The 17,413-nt window shown below is 63.6% G+C and carries 15 protein-coding genes; 4 read left to right on the forward strand and 11 right to left on the reverse strand.

Annotated features, from left to right (window positions below; genetic code table 11):
• Positions 1–33 precede the first annotated feature (33 nt).
• The 5 genes from DLM46_RS01340 to DLM46_RS01360 all read right to left on the reverse strand — a co-directional run bounded on the left by DLM46_RS01340 (position 34) and on the right by DLM46_RS01360 (position 5,888).
• On the reverse strand, positions 34–1,134 hold the full coding sequence (locus DLM46_RS01340; protein ID WP_115098907.1) for an alcohol dehydrogenase catalytic domain-containing protein: 1,101 nt from the start codon (positions 1,132–1,134) through the stop codon (positions 34–36).
• A gap of 37 nt (positions 1,135–1,171) precedes the next feature.
• Positions 1,172–2,248, reverse strand: coding sequence for an ABC transporter permease (locus DLM46_RS01345; protein WP_115098908.1), 1,077 nt, complete (start codon positions 2,246–2,248; stop codon positions 1,172–1,174).
• Positions 2,235–3,755, reverse strand: a complete 1,521-nt coding sequence (locus tag DLM46_RS01350; RefSeq protein WP_115099253.1) for a sugar ABC transporter ATP-binding protein — start codon at positions 3,753–3,755, stop codon at positions 2,235–2,237. Before DLM46_RS01350 ends, DLM46_RS01345 begins: the two co-directional genes overlap by 14 nt.
• Positions 3,756–3,818: 63 nt before the next feature.
• Entirely contained in the window at positions 3,819–4,751 is a 933-nt protein-coding gene (locus DLM46_RS01355; RefSeq protein WP_115098909.1) for an ABC transporter substrate-binding protein, read from the reverse strand.
• 156 nt (positions 4,752–4,907) lie between these two features.
• Positions 4,908–5,888 carry an AraC family transcriptional regulator gene (locus DLM46_RS01360; protein ID WP_115098910.1) on the reverse strand — a complete coding sequence of 327 codons (981 nt, stop codon included), beginning with the start codon at positions 5,886–5,888 and terminating at the stop codon, positions 4,908–4,910.
• A 389-nt stretch (positions 5,889–6,277) separates the two neighbouring features.
• Between DLM46_RS01360 and dalD the strand changes: the two genes are divergently transcribed.
• From dalD to DLM46_RS01375, 3 genes are all read left to right on the forward strand, one after another.
• On the forward strand, positions 6,278–7,690 hold the full coding sequence (gene dalD, locus DLM46_RS01365) for a D-arabinitol 4-dehydrogenase (RefSeq protein ID WP_115099254.1): 1,413 nt from the start codon (positions 6,278–6,280) through the stop codon (positions 7,688–7,690).
• Positions 7,691–7,891: 201 nt separating this feature from the next.
• Positions 7,892–9,373, forward strand: a complete 1,482-nt coding sequence (gene xylB / locus DLM46_RS01370; protein WP_115098911.1) for a xylulokinase — start codon at positions 7,892–7,894, stop codon at positions 9,371–9,373.
• Between the two features lie 85 nt (positions 9,374–9,458).
• Complete coding sequence (locus tag DLM46_RS01375) at positions 9,459–10,409, forward strand: sugar-binding transcriptional regulator (protein ID WP_115099255.1); 951 nt, start codon at positions 9,459–9,461, stop codon at positions 10,407–10,409.
• 116 nt (positions 10,410–10,525) lie between these two features.
• Here the strand turns inward: DLM46_RS01375 and DLM46_RS01380 are convergent, their stop codons facing one another.
• From DLM46_RS01380 to DLM46_RS01405, 6 genes are all read right to left on the reverse strand, one after another.
• Complete coding sequence (locus DLM46_RS01380) at positions 10,526–11,635, reverse strand: ABC transporter ATP-binding protein (RefSeq protein ID WP_115098912.1); 1,110 nt, start codon at positions 11,633–11,635, stop codon at positions 10,526–10,528.
• A gap of 135 nt (positions 11,636–11,770) precedes the next feature.
• Positions 11,771–12,460, reverse strand: a complete 690-nt coding sequence (locus DLM46_RS01385; RefSeq protein WP_115098913.1) for an HAD family hydrolase — start codon at positions 12,458–12,460, stop codon at positions 11,771–11,773.
• Complete coding sequence (locus DLM46_RS01390; RefSeq protein WP_244305796.1) at positions 12,457–13,245, reverse strand: carbohydrate ABC transporter permease; 789 nt, start codon at positions 13,243–13,245, stop codon at positions 12,457–12,459. The genes DLM46_RS01385 and DLM46_RS01390 overlap by 4 nt, the downstream gene beginning before the upstream one ends.
• 89 nt (positions 13,246–13,334) lie before the next feature.
• On the reverse strand, positions 13,335–14,270 hold the full coding sequence (locus DLM46_RS01395; RefSeq protein WP_115098915.1) for a carbohydrate ABC transporter permease: 936 nt from the start codon (positions 14,268–14,270) through the stop codon (positions 13,335–13,337).
• 152 nt (positions 14,271–14,422) lie between these two features.
• Positions 14,423–15,745 (reverse strand): ABC transporter substrate-binding protein, encoded by a 1,323-nt coding sequence (locus DLM46_RS01400; protein ID WP_115098916.1) that lies wholly within the window; start codon positions 15,743–15,745, stop codon positions 14,423–14,425.
• A 79-nt stretch (positions 15,746–15,824) separates the two neighbouring features.
• Complete coding sequence (locus DLM46_RS01405) at positions 15,825–16,607, reverse strand: L-iditol 2-dehydrogenase (protein WP_244305781.1); 783 nt, start codon at positions 16,605–16,607, stop codon at positions 15,825–15,827.
• Positions 16,608–16,916: 309 nt separating this feature from the next.
• Here DLM46_RS01405 and DLM46_RS01410 point away from each other — a divergent pair, with 309 nt between their 5' ends.
• A complete protein-coding gene (locus tag DLM46_RS01410) occupies positions 16,917–17,396 on the forward strand; it encodes a Fur family transcriptional regulator (protein ID WP_115098918.1) in 480 nt (159 codons plus the stop codon).
• Positions 17,397–17,413 lie beyond the last annotated feature (17 nt).

The following is a 17,413-nucleotide window of genomic DNA, read 5'->3' on the forward strand; positions in this document are numbered from 1 at the left end:
AAGTCTCCGTTAGGTACCGCTTATTCCGAGCGTTCAGGCGTGCGGCTTCATCAATACCTTGATCGAGGCGAGCGAGTTGGCGACCTCGATCGCCTCGTCCCACTCTTCCAGCGAGAAGCCGTGCGTGACAATCCCTTTCGACGTGACGAGCCCGCGCGCCAGCAGATCGATGGCGATCGGATAGCAGTATGGGCCCAAATGCGCGCCGCGCACGTCGAGTTCCTTGCGATCGCCGATCACCGACCAATCCAGCGTAGTCTCTGCGCCGAACACTGAAAACTCGACGAAACGCCCGAGCTTGCGAATCATGTCCATGCCCTGGTTGACGCCGATCGGTGCACCGGTCGTTTCAATGTAGACGTCGCAACCGTAGCCTTCAGTCAGCGAATGGACGATGGCCAGCGCGTCGTCCTGCTTCGGATTGATCGTCACGTCGGCGCCGTATTCGCGCGCCAGTGCAAGACGCTCTTCAACCAGGTCGATCACCACCAGTTTCTTCGGCGTCTTCAGATGCGCGACTTGCGTCATCATCAGACCGAGTGGCCCGGCGCCCGCGATCACCACTACGTCGTCGAGTTGCAGGTCGCCACGATTCACCGTGTGAATGGCGCACGCCAGCGGCTCGATGATCGCGGCATCTTCGAGCGAAATGCCGTCGGGGATCTTGTGGACGATCGCGGTGGACGGAATACGCATGTATTCGGCCATGCCGCCGTCCGCCACTTCGCGCTGGAAGCCAAAGATGTTGTGCACCTCGCACATCCAGTACTGACCGGATTTGCAATAGCGGCACTTGCCGCATGGCACGATCTGTTCGGCGATTACGCGGTCGCCGGTTCGTACGCCGAAGAGTTCGGCCGCGCCCTCGCCGATTTCCTCGACGAAACCGAAGAACTCGTGGCCCGGAATCACCGGCGCTTTGACCCACGGACTTGGGCCGCCCCAGAACATCTTCGCGCCCGAATGGCACTTGCAATCGCTTGCGCAAATTCCACACGCGGCGATGCGAATCACGAGTTCATGGGTTCGTGCACGGGGCCGGGTTACCTGCTCGACGCGATAGTCTTTCGGCGCGTGACAGACGATGGCTGTCATGTTCCGCCTGTCGGTTTGCGAGTCGTAGTGGTTTGTCATTGCATGGTCCTGCTTAGGAAGGGAAGTCGGTGGAGAGTTACTTTCTGCGGTCGCGGCTGATGTAAATCGCGAGCAGGATGATTCCGCCCTTGATCACGTTCTGCACATAGGGATTCACGCCGACCATGTTCAGCCCGTTGTTCAGCACGCCGAGCAGCAGCGCGCCGATCAAGGTGCCGACGATCGAGCCGCGCCCGCCGGAGATCGACGTGCCGCCCATCACCACCGCGGCAATGGCGTCGAGTTCGAAGCCGATGCCCGCGTTCGGCTGGCCGCTCATCAGGCGCGCGGTCAGCACGATCGCGGCGAAAGCGGACGTCAATCCGGCGAGCGTGTAGACAACCAGCTTCACGCGCGCCACTCGCACACCGGACAGACGCGTGGCCTGCTCATTGCCGCCGATCGCGTACACGTAGCGGCCGAACGGCATGCGTTCGAGCAACACCCACGCAATCGCATAGATCGCCACCATGATCACCACTGGCGCCTGGATGCCGACAATCTTGCCGCTGCCGAAGAAGCTGACCCAATCCGGCAAACCGTCGATCGGATAGCCGCCCGTGTAGATCAGCGCGAGACCGCGCGCGATCCCCATCGTCGCGAGCGTGACGATGATCGGCGGCATGCCAGCGTAGGCTACGAAGAAACCGTTCGCCGCGCCGAAGCCCAAACCCACCGCGACACCTAGCGCCAGCGCAGCCGCGGCATTCATCCCGGCGACCATCGAGCCGGCCGCGAGCGTGCCCGCCAGGGCCATCACCGAACCAACCGACAGGTCGATGCCGCCGGTCAGAATCACGCACGTCATGCCGACGGCGATGATCGCGTTGATCGACACCTGGCGCAGCACGTTCTCCAGATTCGCGCCGGAGAGAAAACTGTCACTCGCGAATACCATGACGAGACAGACCACCAGCAAACCGATGAACGGGTAGAACAGCGTCGAGCGTTTCAACGCGGCCCACGTGACGCGCATCGGCGCCCCCGGCGTGTCCCCCAATCCCCCAGACTTCCTTCGGAGCGGTGGACTTCCTTCGGGACGCGGGACCTCCCTCGGGGCGTCGCCGCTGACGGTCGACGTTTTCGGCGAAGAAGAGGGATTAGGCGTGTTCATGTGTCGCTCCACGGGTGCCGGCTGTTGCATAGGTCATCACGGCGTTCGAGTCGATCTCGCCGCCTTCGAGCATCGCCTCGATGCGGCCTTGCCGGAACACGGCGACGCGGTCGCACATGCCGACGATCTCCGGCAGTTCGGACGAGATCATGATGATCGAGTAGCCGCGCGCGGTGAGTTCGCGCATCAGCAGATAGATTTCGGCTTTGGCGCCGACGTCGATGCCGCGCGTCGGTTCGTCGAAGATCAGGATGTTGGTGTGGTGATTCAGCCAGCGCGCGATCACCACCTTCTGCTGATTGCCGCCCGACAGCGTTGCGACCTCGGTATGCATCGTCGGCGCCTTCACGCCGACGCGTTTCATGATGTCCGCGGTCGCGCGTGCTTCGCTGCGCTGGTCGATGAAAAAACGCAGCGAACGGTATTTGCCGAGGTTGTTGATCGAGATGTTCTGCCTGATCGAGAAATCGGTGATCAGGCCTTCGGTCTTGCGGCTTTCAGGCAGGATGCCGACGCCGGCTCGCAACGCGTCGGCGGGATCGGCCAGCTTCGCAGCCGCGCCGTTGATACGGATCTCCTTCACGTAAGCCGGGTCCGCGCCGATCACGGCCAGTGCGGTCTCCGTGCGGCCCGAGCCGACCAGCCCGGCGAAGCCGAGAATCTCGCCTTCACGCAGGGTAAAGCTCAACACCGGGCTGTCTTTACGCAATTGCAGCTTGCCGACTTCGAGCACGATGTGCGCGTCGGCACGCAACGGCGGCTTCAACGGAAAGCTGCTTTCGATGCGGCGCCCCACCATCATCTCGACCAGGCGGCCCACATCGGATTGCGCGACCTCGGTCATGCCGACGTATTGGCCGTCGCGCAATACCGTAATGCGGTCGCACACTTCGAAAATCTCTTCGAGGTGATGCGAGATGAAAATCATCGCGACGCCCTGCTTCTTCAGGTCGCGCATGATCGCGAACAGATGCTCCGCTTCCGCGGGGGTGAGCGTTGCGGTCGGTTCGTCGAGAATCAGAATGCGCGCCTGCAGCGACAATGCCTTGCCGATTTCGACGAACTGCTGCTGCGCGACCGACAATTCGCGAATCGGCACCGCCAGATCGATCGCCACGCCGAGCCGCTCGAAAATCTCCGCCGCTGCGCGCCGCATCTTGCCGCGTTCGAGCAGACCCAGGCCGTTCTTCAGCTCGCGGCCGAGAAACATGTTCTCCACCGCGTTCAGATACGGAATCAGGCTGAACTCCTGAAACACGATGCCGACGCCCGCGACGACCGCATCGTGATAGTTCGTGAAGTGGCGGCCTTTGCCTTCGATCGTGATCGTGCCTTCATCCGGCTGGTAGATGCCGCACAGGATTTTCATCAGTGTCGACTTACCCGCGCCGTTTTCGCCGAGCAATGCGTGAATCTCGCCGCGCGCGATCTCGAGGTGAATGCCTTGCAGCGCCTTCACGCCGGGAAAGCTTTTGGTGATGTTGTCGAGCTTGAGTATCGTGTCCATCGGGTCCTCCTCTGCCGCGAGCCGCCGCGCTTTGACGAAAAAGCACGGCAACCCGCATTCGGCTTACCAGCTGAAACCCTTGGCGTTGTTCTTGTCGACCATCTTCACGTCGACCGGAATCGCTTTCGGCACATTGGCGCCCCACTTCTTCGCCAACGCGACGCCGAGCGCGATGCGCACCTGATCAGCCGGGAACTGCGCGGAGGTTTCGATGAACTTCGAATTCGGTTTCTGGATCGCGGCAATCGCTTCCGGCGCGCCGTCGACACTGGTGAGCTTGATATCCTTGCCCGACGATTCGATTGCCGAGAGCGCGCCCATCGAGCCGCCGTCGTTCACGCTGAACACGCCCTTCAGATTCGGATGCGCCTGAATCATGTTTTCGGTGACCGACAGCGCCGTCGCACGTTCCTGCTTGCCGTTCTGCGTATCGACGAGCTTCACGCCCGGCGCTTTCGCGAGCGCCGCCTTGCAGCCGCGCACGCGTTCGAGAATCGGCACGACCGGAATGCCGTCGAGAATCGCCACTTCGCCGCTGCCGCCAATCGACTTCGCGAGGTACTCGCAAGCCATCTGCCCCGCGTCGAAATTCTTCGAGCCGACAAACGAATCGACGGGACCGTTCGCGTTCGCGTCGACGGCGACCACCACCACACCCGCCTTCTTCGCCGAGCTCACCGCCGACTGAATGCCGGTCGAATCGGTCGGATTCACGAGCAGAATGTCGATCTTCTTTTGCAGCATGTCTTCGACGTCGCTGACCTGTTTGCTGACGTCGTGATGCGCGTCGGTGACGACCACCGCGGCGCCCATCGTCCCCGCCGCTTCGTTCAACGCCTTTTGCATCGTCACGAAGTACGGGTTATTGAGCTCCTGGAACGTCATGCCGATTTTCAGCGGCGCGGCTTGCGCAGCCGGCGCGGCGATGAACGACAGGCCGAGTGCGAGCGTCGCGAAGGTTTTCAACGATGCCTGCTTCGAGGTGAATTGCGTCATGGTTGTCTCCGTTATTTAAAAATGAGCACGTCCCTCGTGCTGTCCTCGACAGCGCGATGCGTGTTGAAACGCGGTTGCAGCGAAACTGAAACGAAACTGAAGCGAAACGCTTCGGCTTAACGCTCAGGCTTAACGCTTGAGCGGGGATGCGTATGGCTAGGTCGGTGGAAAAGCAGCGGCGACGGTACGCGGCAACCCAGGCGCCGCCACGATCGCAGGCGCGTTGTCGATGCCCGCGCCGCGTGCCGCCGCTTCTTCGGAGGCGTCGCGGCTCGCATCGTTCAGTTGCTGATAGCGGCGAAACTTCGAAGGCGCCATGCCCTTTACCGCGAGGAACTGCCGGTTGAAATTCGACAGGTTGTTAAAGCCCGCCTTGAAGCAGATATCGGTGACGCTCAACTCGTCGTCGGTCAGCAACTGGCAAGCGAGGTTGATGCGCATCCGGTTCACGTACTGCACGAACGGCAGCCCGGTGTGACGGCGAAAGTAGCGCGAAAACGCACTGACGCTTTGCCCGGCGAGTTGTGCCAGATCCGACTCGCGCAATTCGCCCGAGAGGTTCTTGCCGATATACGACAGCACGTGATTGATGCGAGTCGACGCAAAGCTGGTCGGATCGGCCTGGTACGCGGGGCTCGCGAGCGTCTCGCGGTCTTCCGCGTTCATCAGTATTTCCAGCATCGACATGAACAGCACGAGGCGGCGCAGCCCGCGCGCCGCCAGCAATTCGAGGAACAACGGCTGGATCGCCGCGCTCGTTTGCGCGCCGAACGACACACCGCGGCGCGAGTCTGCAAGCAGCGCTTCGACCTGCCGCCACTCCGGAAAACTCTCGAGACAGTTCGACACGAACTGCTGGCCGAATTGCACCACCAGATTGCGCTGTGCGATGGTTTCGCCTTCCGGCACGTCGCTGACCCAGTTGTGCGGCAGGTTCGGGCCCATCAACACCAGGTTGCCGGGTGCGAAGCTGCTGATATGGTCGCCGACGAACATCTTGCCGGTCGTCGCGACGATCAGATGGATTTCGTACTCGGGATGAAAATGCCAGCGCACCGTGCGATACGGATAGCCGTGCGACCACGCTTTGAACGATTCGTCGCGCCGTACGGCAACGAGCTCGAGATCGGGTTGCATCGCGTCCTCCTTCCTCCATGAAGCGGCTCGCTGAGGGCGCCGCTGATCTTCGTCTTGTATAGCGAAAAGTAGACTTCCAGCGCGTGATCCACCACTAGAAATGAAACCGCCGACCGATACTTTTTTGCATTCGGGTTAGTCCTCACGAACTCGAAGTCAAATTTGATGCAACGCAATAGCCTCGCCCAGACGCTGCCTACAAAGCGCCGCCAGGCCGCAAACCCCGCCCGGAACCCCGCCGCGCCGCGCTGCGCCACGAAAAGCCGTGCGCGTCGCCTTGACTTTCGTTTCGCCGGGTACGATCATTCGCTCACAACCAGAGCAAATGCTCCACCCCAGAAAAAACGCACGCTTCGAGCCGTGCGATGAAAGACATTCAGGAGACGCACATGAACAGCGGGCAAGGCAGCGGCGCGGCCGCACACGTGATCCTGCACATCGGCGCGGGATCGTTCCATCGCGCGCATCAGGCGTGGTATCTCCATCGACTGAACGAAATGCGGCCACCCGGCGAGCCGCACTGGTCGCTGACAGTCGGCAATATTCGCAGCGACATGAACGCCGTGCTTGATGCGCTCGCCGCGCAAAACGGCGTGTACGCGCTCGAGACCGTCACGCCGCAGGGCGAACGCGCCTACGAGACAATTCGTTCGATCGAGCGCGTGGTGCCGTGGTCCGAGAGTCTCGATGCGCTGATCGAAGCGGGCGCCGATCCGGCTTGCAAGATCATCGCGTTCACGGTCACCGAGGGCGGCTATTACCTTGACGAACACGACGAACTCGACACCGCCAACGCCGATCTCGCCGCCGATCTGAAAGGCGGCCACACCACGATCTACGGCGCGCTCGCGGCCATTCTCGACGCGCGCATGCAGCGCGGCGCCGGCCCGGTCACGCTGCAAACCTGCGACAACCTGCGCAGCAACGGCGAGCGTTTTCACGCCGGCATGAGCGAGTTTCTCGAACGGCGCGGCGCGAACGACCTGGCGCAATGGTTCGACGACTACACGCTGAGCCCCAGCTCGATGGTCGATCGGATCACGCCGCGCCCCACCCCGGACGTGCGCGAACGCGTGAAGGCGGCCACCGGTGTGGACGACGCGTGCCCGGTGATGGGCGAGGCATTCATTCAATGGGTGATCGAAGACCGGTTCATTGCCGGCCGTCCGGCGTGGGAAAAAGTCGGCGCGGAACTGGTCGACTCCGTGCTGCCTTACGAGGAAGCGAAGATCCGCATTCTCAACGCGACACATAGCTGCATCGCGTGGGCGGGCACGCTGGTCGGGCTGAACTACATCCACGAAGGCACGCTGGACCCGGACATTCGCCGGTTCGCCTTCGATTACGTGACCGAAGACGTGATTCCTTGTCTCACGCCGAGTCCGCTCGATCTCGAGCGCTATCGCGACGTGGTGCTCGAACGCTTCAGCAATCCTTATATCCAGGACACCAACCAGCGCGTCGCGGCCGACGGCTTTTCGAAGCTGCCAGGCTTCATCGCGCCGACGCTCGCCGAATGCTTCGAGCGCGGCGTCACGCCTGCGGCGACCGCGATGCTGCCGGCGTTGTTCTTCCGCTTTCTCGACCGCTGGCAGGCCGGCAAGCTGCCGTACGCGTATCAGGATGGCGTGATGGACGAACGCGCCGCGCGCGGCTTCTTCGCGGCGCCCGATCCGCTGCAGGCCTTCGCCGCGGACCGGCTACTGTGGGGCAGCATGGCGCAGACCCCTGAACTGGACAGCGCGTTGGCGGGCGCCTTGGCGCGCGTCGACGTGTGGTTGAGCAAACGCGGCGCGGCTTGATCGCATGCGGCGTGGCATGATTCACTGCGGCAGCCGGCATGGCAACTGACATGGCGATGAGCGCCTGCCGGCGAGGCCGCGAGCATCGTCATGCTGCCGCGGCGTCAGGCGCCCAGCCAGGGTGCCAGGCTTAACGCGCATGGCACCGCGCACCGTGTGCGGCTAAAGTAGCGCATCCCCAACGACGAAGGTTTCGCGCCCATGTATCTTGGCATCGACCTCGGCACGTCCGAAGTGAAAGTCCTGCTGCTCGCCTCCAATGGACGCGTGATCGGCACCGCAGGCTCACCGTTTACCGTATCGCGCCCGCATCAGCGCTGGGCCGAACAGAACCCCGCCGACTGGTGGGCGGGCACGCGTACGGCGTTGGCCGCCTTGCGCGCGAGCCATCCCGACGAATTCGCGCAGATCCGCGGCATCGGGCTCTCGGGGCAAATGCACGGCGCCGTGCTGCTCGACGCGCAGGATCGCGTGCTGCGGCCCGCGATCCTGTGGAACGACATGCGCAGCGACAAGGAATGCGCGGAGCTCACCGAGCGCGCGCCGCAGCTGCACCGCGTCGCCGGCAATCTGGCGATGCCGGGTTTCACCGCGCCGAAGCTGCTGTGGGTCGCGCGCCATGAACCGGAGATCTTCGCGCAAACCGCCTGCGTATTGCTGCCGAAGGATTACCTGCGCCTGCAGCTGACCGGCGGCAAGGTGTCCGATCCATCGGATGCGGCCGGCACGCTGTGGCTCGACGTCGCCAAACGCGACTGGTCCGACGCGCTGCTCGCCGCCTGCGACATGACGCGCGCGCAGATGCCGGGCCTATGCGAAGGCAGCGAGCCGTCCGGCACGCTGCTGCCCGAGGTGGCGCGCGAATTTGGCCTGAGCGACGGCGTGATCGTCGCGGCCGGCGGCGGCGACAATGCGACGAGCGCGATCGGCATCGGCGCGACGCAACCGGGCGACGGCTTCGTGTCGCTCGGCACGTCGGGCGTGCTGTGCGTGGTCGGCGACAGCTTCAGACCGAACCCGGCATCCGCGGTGCACGCGTTCTGCCATGCGATTCCGGATCGCTGGCATCAGATGAGCGTGGTGCTGTCGGCGGCGAGTTGTCTGCGCTGGGTCTGCAAGCTCACCTCCACCGACGAGCCCACGCTGCTCGCCGAAATCGAGGCGCTCGCCCCCGCTGCGTTGAACACCGCGCCGCTGTTCCTGCCGTATCTGTCCGGCGAACGCACGCCGCACAACGACCCGTATGCGCAGGGCGTGTTCTTCGGCATGAATCACGCGACCGATCGCGCGTTGCTCGGCTATGCGGTGCTCGAAGGCGTGACGCTCGCGCTGACCGACGGCCTCGACGCATTGCGCGCCGCCGGCACCGAGGCGAAAGCGCTGTCGCTGCTCGGCGGCGGCGCCCGCAGCGACTACTGGGCGCAACTGCTCGCCGACGCGCTCGACACCGCCACCCGCAAGCACGGCGGCGGCGAAACCGGCGCGGCGCTGGGCGCGGCTCGCCTTGGCTGGCTGGCGGCCGGCGGCGACCCCGTCATCGTGCTGACCAAACCGCCGATCGAAAAGGAGTTCACGCCGAATCCGCAGCGGCACGCCGAGTTGCGCACGCGTCTCGAAGCGTATCGTGCGCTCTACCGCCACGTGCGCCCGCTGTTCGACCCAGCGCGGCAGCCGCTCGCCTGACCCGGCAAACCGCAGCCGGGTTCGCGTCGCGGAGCGAGGCGAACATCGGCTGCTATCATCGGCGCACTTCAAGCGGAACGTCACCGTGCCCAAGTCCACAGAAAAACTCGACCTCGCCACGCGTGCCGCGTGGCTTTACTACGTCGCCGGCAATACCCAGAACGAAATCGCCGAGAAGCTGCAGGTATCGCGTCCGGTCGCGCAACGGCTGGTCGCCTTCGCGGTCGAGAAGAATCTGATCCGCGTGCGCGTCGATCATCAACTGGCCGATTGCCTCGCGCTCGCCGATCAGTTGTCGAAGCGCTACGGCCTGAGCATGTGCGAGGTGGTGCCGATCGACAACGACACTTCCGAGGAAGTCGACCGCAAACTCGCGGTGGCCGGCGCCCAGGTCATGGAACGCTTTCTCGGCGAAGACAAACCGATGGTAGTCGCGGTCAGCAGCGGCCGTACGCTGAAGGCCGCGGTCGATCAGATCGCGCAGCTGGAGCGTCCGCAGCACCGGTTGGTGTCGATGGTCGGGGCGATCGCCTCGGACGGCTCCTCGAACCGCTACGACGTCGCGCTGCACATTTCCGAGAAGACCGGCGGCAAGCATTTCCTGTTGCCCGCGCCGTTGCTCGCCGATAGCGAGGCCGAGCGCGCGCAGTGGTGCAATCACCGGCTGTACCGGATCGTCGAATCGCTTTCGGCTCACGCGGATGTCGCGTTTGTCGGCATTGGCAATATCGGGCCGAAGTGCCCGCTGCACGAAGACGGCTTCATTACGTCGGCGGAAGTGAAGGAGTTGATGCAGAACGGCGCGGTCGCCGAAATGCTCGGCTTGCCGATCGACGCAGCCGGCGCGCACGTCGAATCGCCGACCGGCCGGCGCGTCACCAGCATCGCGCTCGACGCGCCGCCCAAGCGCCCGACCATCGGTTTTGCCGGCGGCGCGCGCAAGCGCGAAGCGGTGATCGCGGTGCTCAAAGGCGGCTGGCTGTCAGGGCTCGTGACGGACGAACTGTGCGCCCGGGCGGCGCTCGACGCGGCCTGAACACAACGCGCTTGCCGGCGCAGCCGATCGAGCCGGGCCTGCCAACCTTCCGTGATCCTGAGCGTGGTTGAAAAAGCAAGCGGCGCGCGCCGCTTGCCCCGCCGCTTGCCCAATCGTCACGCGGCCAGCACCTCGACAATCTTGCGATGGAATGCCTTCCCGTCGCTGTCGAACAGATGGCAATGCTCCGGCGTTGCGCCGAGTTTCTGCACCGCGCCTTTCGACTGGCGATCGAGCGGCGGAATCCGCGCGATCAAACCATCCGGCGCGACGCTCGATTCCGCGTACAGATAAGCCGCGTCGCCGAGCGATTCGACTGCCATCGTGCGGGCCGAGACGCCGTCTTCGGTCGTGCCGACATGCAGATGCTCCGGACGAATGCCGACCGTCACCTTGTCGCCCTGCTTGACAGTGGACGGCTCCACCGCGACGCGCTGCGTCTCGCCGCTTTCATAGAGCACCGTGACGCCGTCGCGCGAGACCGACTGCACCACGCCTTCCATGAAGTTCATTTTCGGCGAGCCGATGAAGCCCGCGACGAAGCGGTTGGCCGGCGCGTGGTAGAGCATCGTCGGGCTGCCGACCTGCTCGACGTTGCCCGCCGACAGCACGACGATCTTGTCGGCCAGCGTCATCGCTTCGACCTGATCGTGCGTCACGTAGATCATCGTGGTCTTCAATTCGTCGTGCAGACGGGCGAATTCGAGGCGCATTTTCACGCGCAGCGCGGCGTCGAGATTCGACAGCGGTTCGTCGAACAGGAACACCTTCGGCTTGCGCGTGATCGCGCGGCCGATCGCGACGCGCTGGCGCTGACCGCCCGAGAGCTGCTTCGGCTTGCGATCGAGCAGGTGGTCGATGTGCAGGATCTTCGCCGCATTGCGCACCGCCGCGTCGATCTCGGGCTTCTTCGTGCCCGCCAGTTTCAGCCCGAACGCCATGTTGTCGTACAGCGTCATGTGCGGATACAGCGCGTACGACTGGAACACCATCGCGATGCCGCGCTTGGCGGGCGGCACGTCGTTCACGCGCGTGCCGTCGATGTTCAGGTCGCCGGCGCTGATGTCTTCGAGGCCGGCGATCATCCGCATCAGTGTCGATTTACCGCAACCGCTCGGGCCCACGAACACGACGAACTCGCCGTCCGCGATGTCGAGATTGATGTCGCGCATCACTTCATTTTCGTCGTAGCGCTTCGCGATATTGCGCAGAGTCAGGCTTGCCATGATGTGTCTCCGTGTAATGCGGTGTGTTGCTATGTGTTGCTGCGTACTGCTTGTCCGTTGCCCTGGCGGCGTTGCTTCGTGTTGCTTCGTGTTGCGTCGCGTTGCTTCGTTTGCTTGCGCCGTCTCGTGCCGTGCTCAGGGCGTGGCCGCCGTCGCGCTTAGCGCCCATTGCGCGACCAGCTCCGGCAATTGCTGCATGTCGTCGAATACGTGACGTGCGCCGGCCGCATGCAACGCGTCGATTTGCGCATCGCTCGCATGACCGCCGCCGATGAAGCCGAGCACCGTCATGCCCGCGGCGCTCGCCGCCGTCACGCCGGTCACGCTGTCTTCCACCACGAGGCAGGCCGCGGGCGCGAGGCCGAGGCCTTGCGCCGCCGCCAGATAGACATCGGGCGCGGGCTTCGGGTTCGGCACCGCATCGGCGCAAAAAAGGCGCTCGCCGAAAAACCTCACGAGGCCGGTGCGCGCAAGCACAGTCTCCACATACGGCCGGAAGCTGTTGCTCGCGCAGGCTTTGGTGAGCGGCACCTGCGCCAGCGCGGCCTCGATGCCCTCGACCGCCGCCGCCTGCATCGCCGCCGCTTCCACCGCGCTGCGGATCGCGTCGATCTCGTCGGCGGACAGGCTTTTGCCGAGTTGCGTCGCCGTGCCTTGCAGCACCTTCTCGATACGCAGGCCGAGCAGCGGCAGCACCACCGGCTCGACGTCGGTATCGGGCCAGCGCGCTTCCAGTTCGTGCACCAGCATGTGCGCCGCCACCGCTTCGCTGTCGATCAGCACGCCGTCGCAATCGCAGATCAGCGCGAAGTTGGCTGCCGTCATTTGACCGCCCCGAAGGTGAGGCCACGCACCAGTTGCTTCTGCGACAACCAGCCGACGATCAGGATCGGCGCGACCGCCAGCAGCGAAGCCGCCGACAGCTTGGCCCAGAACAGCCCCTCAGGACTCGAATACGACGCGATGAACACAGTTAGCGGCGCGGCGTGCGAGCTCGACAGGTTGATGCTCCAGAACGCTTCGTTCCACGACAGGATCACCAGCAGGAGCGCTGTCGACGCGAGCCCCGGCAGCGACATCGGCATCAGCAGATAGACGATTTCCTGCCAGGTCACCGCGCCGTCGATGCGCCCGGCTTCGAGAATGTCGCGGGGAATTTCGGCGAAGTACGTGAACGACATCCACACTGCGATCGGCAGATTGATCAGCGTGTAGACGATCACCAGACCCGACACCGTATCGAGCAGCCCGCTGTTTTTCCACAGCAGATAGATCGGCACCAGCACACCGACCGACGGCATCATCTTGGTCGACAGCATCCACAGCAGCACTTTCTGCGTGCGGCGCGTCGGGAAGAACGCCATCGCGTACGCAGCGGGCACGGCGAGAAGCAGGCACAGCACCGTCACGCCCGCGGAGATCATCACCGAGTTCCATGCGAACGAAAAATAATTGCTGCGCGCGAACACCTCGCGAAAGCTGTCGAACGTCGGGATGAAGAACAGCGACGACGAATACGCCTGCTGCTCGGTCTTGAACGCGGTGATCGTCATCCAGAAGATCGGGAAGAACAGCAGCAGCGCGACCAGCCAGGCGATCACGCCGGGCATGCTGCGGCGAATCCCCTCGAACGGCGACTTGGCCGGCACGATAACGGACACAGCGGGCGTCGCGGCCGACGGCGTAGAGGCAACTTGGCTCATTTTTCGTACTCCCCTTTCAGGTTCTTCGCGAGCATCCGCACGAGGAAGAACGACACGATATTGGCCAGCACCACGGCGAGAATGCCGCCTGCCGAAGCGAGACCGACGTCGAACTGTTGCAGGCCCAGCGAGTAGATCAGGTACGACAGATTGGTGGTCGCGGTGCCCGGACCGCCGCCCGTGGTCGTATAGATCTCGGCGAAGATCGACAGCAGGAAAATCGTCTCCATCATCACGACCACCGCGATCGCCCGTTTCAGGTGAGGCAGCGTGATGTAGAAGAACATCGAGAACGGACCCGCGCCGTCGATGCGCGCCGCTTCCTTCTGCTCCTGATCGAGCGACTGGATCGCGGTGAACAGGATCAGGAACGCGAACGGCAGCCACTGCCACGCGACGATCATGATCACGGCGGTCAGCGGATAGTCGGCGAACCAGTCGATCGGCTGCATGCCCAGCGAGCGCATGCCCTGTGCAATCAGGCCATACACCGGGTGCAAGATCATGTTCTTCCAGATCAGCGCGCTCACTGTCGGCATCACGAAGAACGGCGCGATGGCGAGCAGGCGCGCCACGCCCTGACCGTAGAACTTGCGGTCGAACAGGATTGCCATCAGCACGCCACCCACCACGGTGATCACCAGCACCGAGATGATCAGTTCGAGCGTGTGCCCGATCGACGGTCCGAACGACGGATCGCCGGCGAGAAATTTGTAGTTGTCGAAACCAGCGAAGCCCTTGATATCCGGGTTCAACAGGTTGTAGCGCGAGAACGAAAACCAGATCGTCATCGCGAGCGGAATCGCCATCCACAGCACGAGTACGCCGACCGACGGCGAGACTAGCCAGCGGGCGGAATTGGCCTTGCGGACTTCGCGTTCTTTTTCTGTCTGAGGATGGACATGCATGAGAGGAAGGCGCAGATGACGCATGATTGACCACCTGTTCGGTAATGCGCGGGCCGGCGCCCGAAGCCGCGACGACACCGTACGATGTCGCGGCGCACGTGTGGCGGAAAGGCCCGCTGTGCCGCGTAAGCCGGCTGACGGGCGTCAGCCGGCGCGTGCCACGTAACGGCCGTGGCTTACTTCTGGTAGCCGGCCTGCTTCACCGCGCGATCCGCGGTGGCGTTGCCGGCTGCCAACGCCTGATCGATCGTCATCTGACCGGCAATCGCGCCGGAGATGCTCTGACCAACCACGGTGCCGAACGACTGGAACTCAGGAATCCCGACGAACTGAATTCCGGTGTACGGCACCGGCTTGAGCGTCGGATGCTCCGGATCCGCCGTTTCGATTGCCTTCAGCACGAAGTCGCCGAACGGTGCAGCCTGCTTGTACTCCGGGCGCGCGTAGGTGGATTGACGCGTTCCCGGCGGCACCGAGGCCCAGCCTTCGTCCTTGGCGACCAGTTCGATGTACTGCTTCGAAGTCGCCCACGCGATGAACTTCTTCGCCGCGTCGGGCTGCTTCGACGACTTCGGGATGGCCAACGCCCACGCCCACAGCCAGTGCGAACCCTTCGGCGTGACGGCAATCGGCGCCGCTGCAAAGCCTACCTTGTCGGCGATCTGCGACTGCTGCTTGTTGTAGAGCATGCCGGCCGCAACCGTGGCGTCGATCCACATCGCGCACTTGCCAGAGGACATCAGCGTAAGGTTTTCGTTGAAGCCATTCGAGCTCGCTCCCGGAGGGCCGTCCTTCTTCAACAGATCGACGTAGAACGTCATCGCTTTCTTCCATTCCGGCGAGGTGAGCTGCGCGTTCCATTTCTCGTCGAACCAGCGGCCGCCGAACGTGTTCACCACCGTCGTGCCGTAGGCCATGTTCTCGCCCCAGCCCGCCTTGCCGCGCAGACAGATGCCGTAAATGCCATTGGCTTTGTCCGTGAGCTTGTCGGCGAATTGCGCGATCTGGTCGTAGGTCGGCTGATCGGGCATCTTCAGACCCTTGGCCGCGAACAGATCCTTGCGGTAATACGTCATCGAGCTTTCGACGTAGAACGGCAGCGCGTACAACTGGCCGCCGCTCGAGAGGCCGTCGCGGGCCGTCTTCACGACGTCGTTCAGATCGTAGTCAGCGGGCAGGTTGGTGAGCGGCGTGAGCCAGCCGCGCTTGCCCCATTGCGGCGTTTCGTACTCACCGATCGTCATCACGTCGAACTGACCGCTGCCGGTCGTGATGTCGGTGGTGGCGCGCTGACGCAGCACGTTTTCTTCGAGAATGACCCAGTTCAGCTTGATGTCCGGATTCGCCTGCTCGAAAGCAGGCGAGAGCTTCTTCAGCTCGATCATGTCCGGATTGTTCAAGGTGGCGATCGTCACCGTGGCCGCCGAGGCGTTCAACGCGACGCATGCGACAGCGCCGGCGCCGACCGTCTTCAGCGCGGATTTGAGGACTGGTTTCATGACTTGTCTCCTTTCACGTACGTTATGTGGTGCTGCGTTTGTTCTGCCGTGGTTTCCGGGTTCGTTCGATGGTCCGGGCTCAACTCATCCAGTTGCCGCCGTCGACGTTCAGGGTTTGCGCGGTGATGTAGTCCGCATCCGCCGATGCGAGAAACAATGCGGCGCCGGTCAGATCGTCAGGCACGCCCATACGGCCGAGCGGCACCGCTTCGCCGACGAGACGCTTCTTCTCGCCGAGCGGCCGGTTTTCATAACGGGCGAAGAGCGCATCGACTTCATTCCACATCGGCGTATCGACGACACCCGGCGCGATGCCGTTCACATTGATCTTGTGCGGCGCGAGCGCCAGCGCGGCGGATTGCGTGTAGCTGAGCACGGCGGCTTTGGTCGCGCAGTAGTGCGACACCAGCGCCTCGCCGCGCCGCCCCGCTTGCGACGACATATTGATGATCTTGCCGCCGCGGCCCTGCTCGACCATCTGCCGCGCGACGGCTTGCATCAGGAAGAACATGCCCTTCACGTTGACCGCGAAAAGGCGGTCGAACACGTCCCAGGATTCGTCGAGGAGCGGGCGCATATCGAACAGCGCCGCGTTGTTGAACAGGATATCGATCTGGCCGAACCGCCCCAGCGTGCTCGCGACGATGCGTTCGATGTCGTCGCGGCGCGTCACGTCGGCGCTGACGGCGAGAACGCGGTCGCCATAAGCGGCGAGCAACTCGTGCGCGAAGCTGTCGGCCGGCTTCACGTCGACGAGCACGACCCGGGCACCTTCGTCCAGATATCGACGCGCCACGGCTTCACCGATTCCGCTTGCCGCGCCCGTAAGAATGGCCACCTTGTCCTGCAATCGTGCTGCCACCGCTTGTCTCCGGTTCGTTCGCTTATCGAGGCACGGTGAGCGAACGCTCATTGTGCGAACAATTGCTCTGTTAGTGATCGAATGATCGGATACGCACAGGGTCATGTCAAGGCGCACGACCAGATTTCGATGGTGCAGCGCGGCAGGATTCCAGCACCTCGCCGCCTGCTCGATCCACATTAATACGAGAAATCGCCAACGGCCAATCCGCTTTCCGCTCGAGACGCTGACAAAAATTCGAGATACGTTATATCATTTCGACCTTGCTTCGCTTCGAAGCCTTGCCAGTTCGTCAGGAGGTCCGCGCCGATGGCTACGACGATTGCAGAACATCACGCCGTGCGGCTCGCGCATGCTGAAGCGCACGCCGCCTCGCAAGGTCTCGCGCTCACGCCGCTGCGGCGCCAGGTGTATGCGGCGATCGTCGCCAGCGAGCGGCCGGTCGGCGCCTATGAACTGCTGGAAGCGCTCGAACCGCAGCGCGGGCGCGTGCCGCCCACCACGGTCTACCGCGCGCTGGACTTTCTGCTTGAACACGGCTTCGTCCATCGGATCGAATCGAAGAATGCGTTTTTCGCCTGTTGCGAGGTCGGCGTGCCGCATCGCAGCCAGTTTCTGATCTGCGACCAGTGCAGCACGACCATCGAGATTCCCGGCGGCGAACTCGCCGAACAGCTGTCGCACAGCGCACCGGCGCACGGCTTCGAAGTACACCGCCAGGTGGTCGAACTGAGCGGCCTGTGCGCCGCATGCGCTCGCGCCGCCAGATCCGGCAGCGCGCCGCGATGAACGCGGGCGCCCCGCCA

Origin of the sequence: Paraburkholderia lacunae, from assembly GCF_003353175.1 — a bacterium.
Taxonomy (GTDB): domain Bacteria; phylum Pseudomonadota; class Gammaproteobacteria; order Burkholderiales; family Burkholderiaceae; genus Paraburkholderia; species Paraburkholderia lacunae.

Bases quoted from the DNA above. Each gene is read 5' to 3' on its own strand.
- DLM46_RS01350 (WP_115099253.1), bottom strand. From the start codon at position 3,755: ATGGACACGATACTCAAGCTCGACAACATCACCAAAAGCTTTCCCGGC.
- DLM46_RS01410 (WP_115098918.1), top strand. From the start codon at position 16,917: ATGGCTACGACGATTGCAGAACATCACGCCGTGCGGCTCGCGCATGCT.
- DLM46_RS01385 (WP_115098913.1), bottom strand. From the start codon at position 12,460: ATGACGGCAGCCAACTTCGCGCTGATCTGCGATTGCGACGGCGTGCTG.
- DLM46_RS01380 (WP_115098912.1), bottom strand. From the start codon at position 11,635: ATGGCAAGCCTGACTCTGCGCAATATCGCGAAGCGCTACGACGAAAAT.
- DLM46_RS01390 (WP_244305796.1), bottom strand. From the start codon at position 13,245: ATGCCCGGCGTGATCGCCTGGCTGGTCGCGCTGCTGCTGTTCTTCCCG.
- DLM46_RS01400 (WP_115098916.1), bottom strand. From the start codon at position 15,745: ATGAAACCAGTCCTCAAATCCGCGCTGAAGACGGTCGGCGCCGGCGCT.
- DLM46_RS01340 (WP_115098907.1), bottom strand. From the start codon at position 1,134: ATGACAAACCACTACGACTCGCAAACCGACAGGCGGAACATGACAGCC.
- DLM46_RS01360 (WP_115098910.1), bottom strand. From the start codon at position 5,888: ATGCAACCCGATCTCGAGCTCGTTGCCGTACGGCGCGACGAATCGTTC.
- DLM46_RS01395 (WP_115098915.1), bottom strand. From the start codon at position 14,270: ATGCGTCATCTGCGCCTTCCTCTCATGCATGTCCATCCTCAGACAGAA.
- dalD (WP_115099254.1), top strand. From the start codon at position 6,278: ATGAACAGCGGGCAAGGCAGCGGCGCGGCCGCACACGTGATCCTGCAC.
- DLM46_RS01345 (WP_115098908.1), bottom strand. From the start codon at position 2,248: ATGAACACGCCTAATCCCTCTTCTTCGCCGAAAACGTCGACCGTCAGC.
- xylB (WP_115098911.1), top strand. From the start codon at position 7,892: ATGTATCTTGGCATCGACCTCGGCACGTCCGAAGTGAAAGTCCTGCTG.
- DLM46_RS01355 (WP_115098909.1), bottom strand. From the start codon at position 4,751: ATGACGCAATTCACCTCGAAGCAGGCATCGTTGAAAACCTTCGCGACG.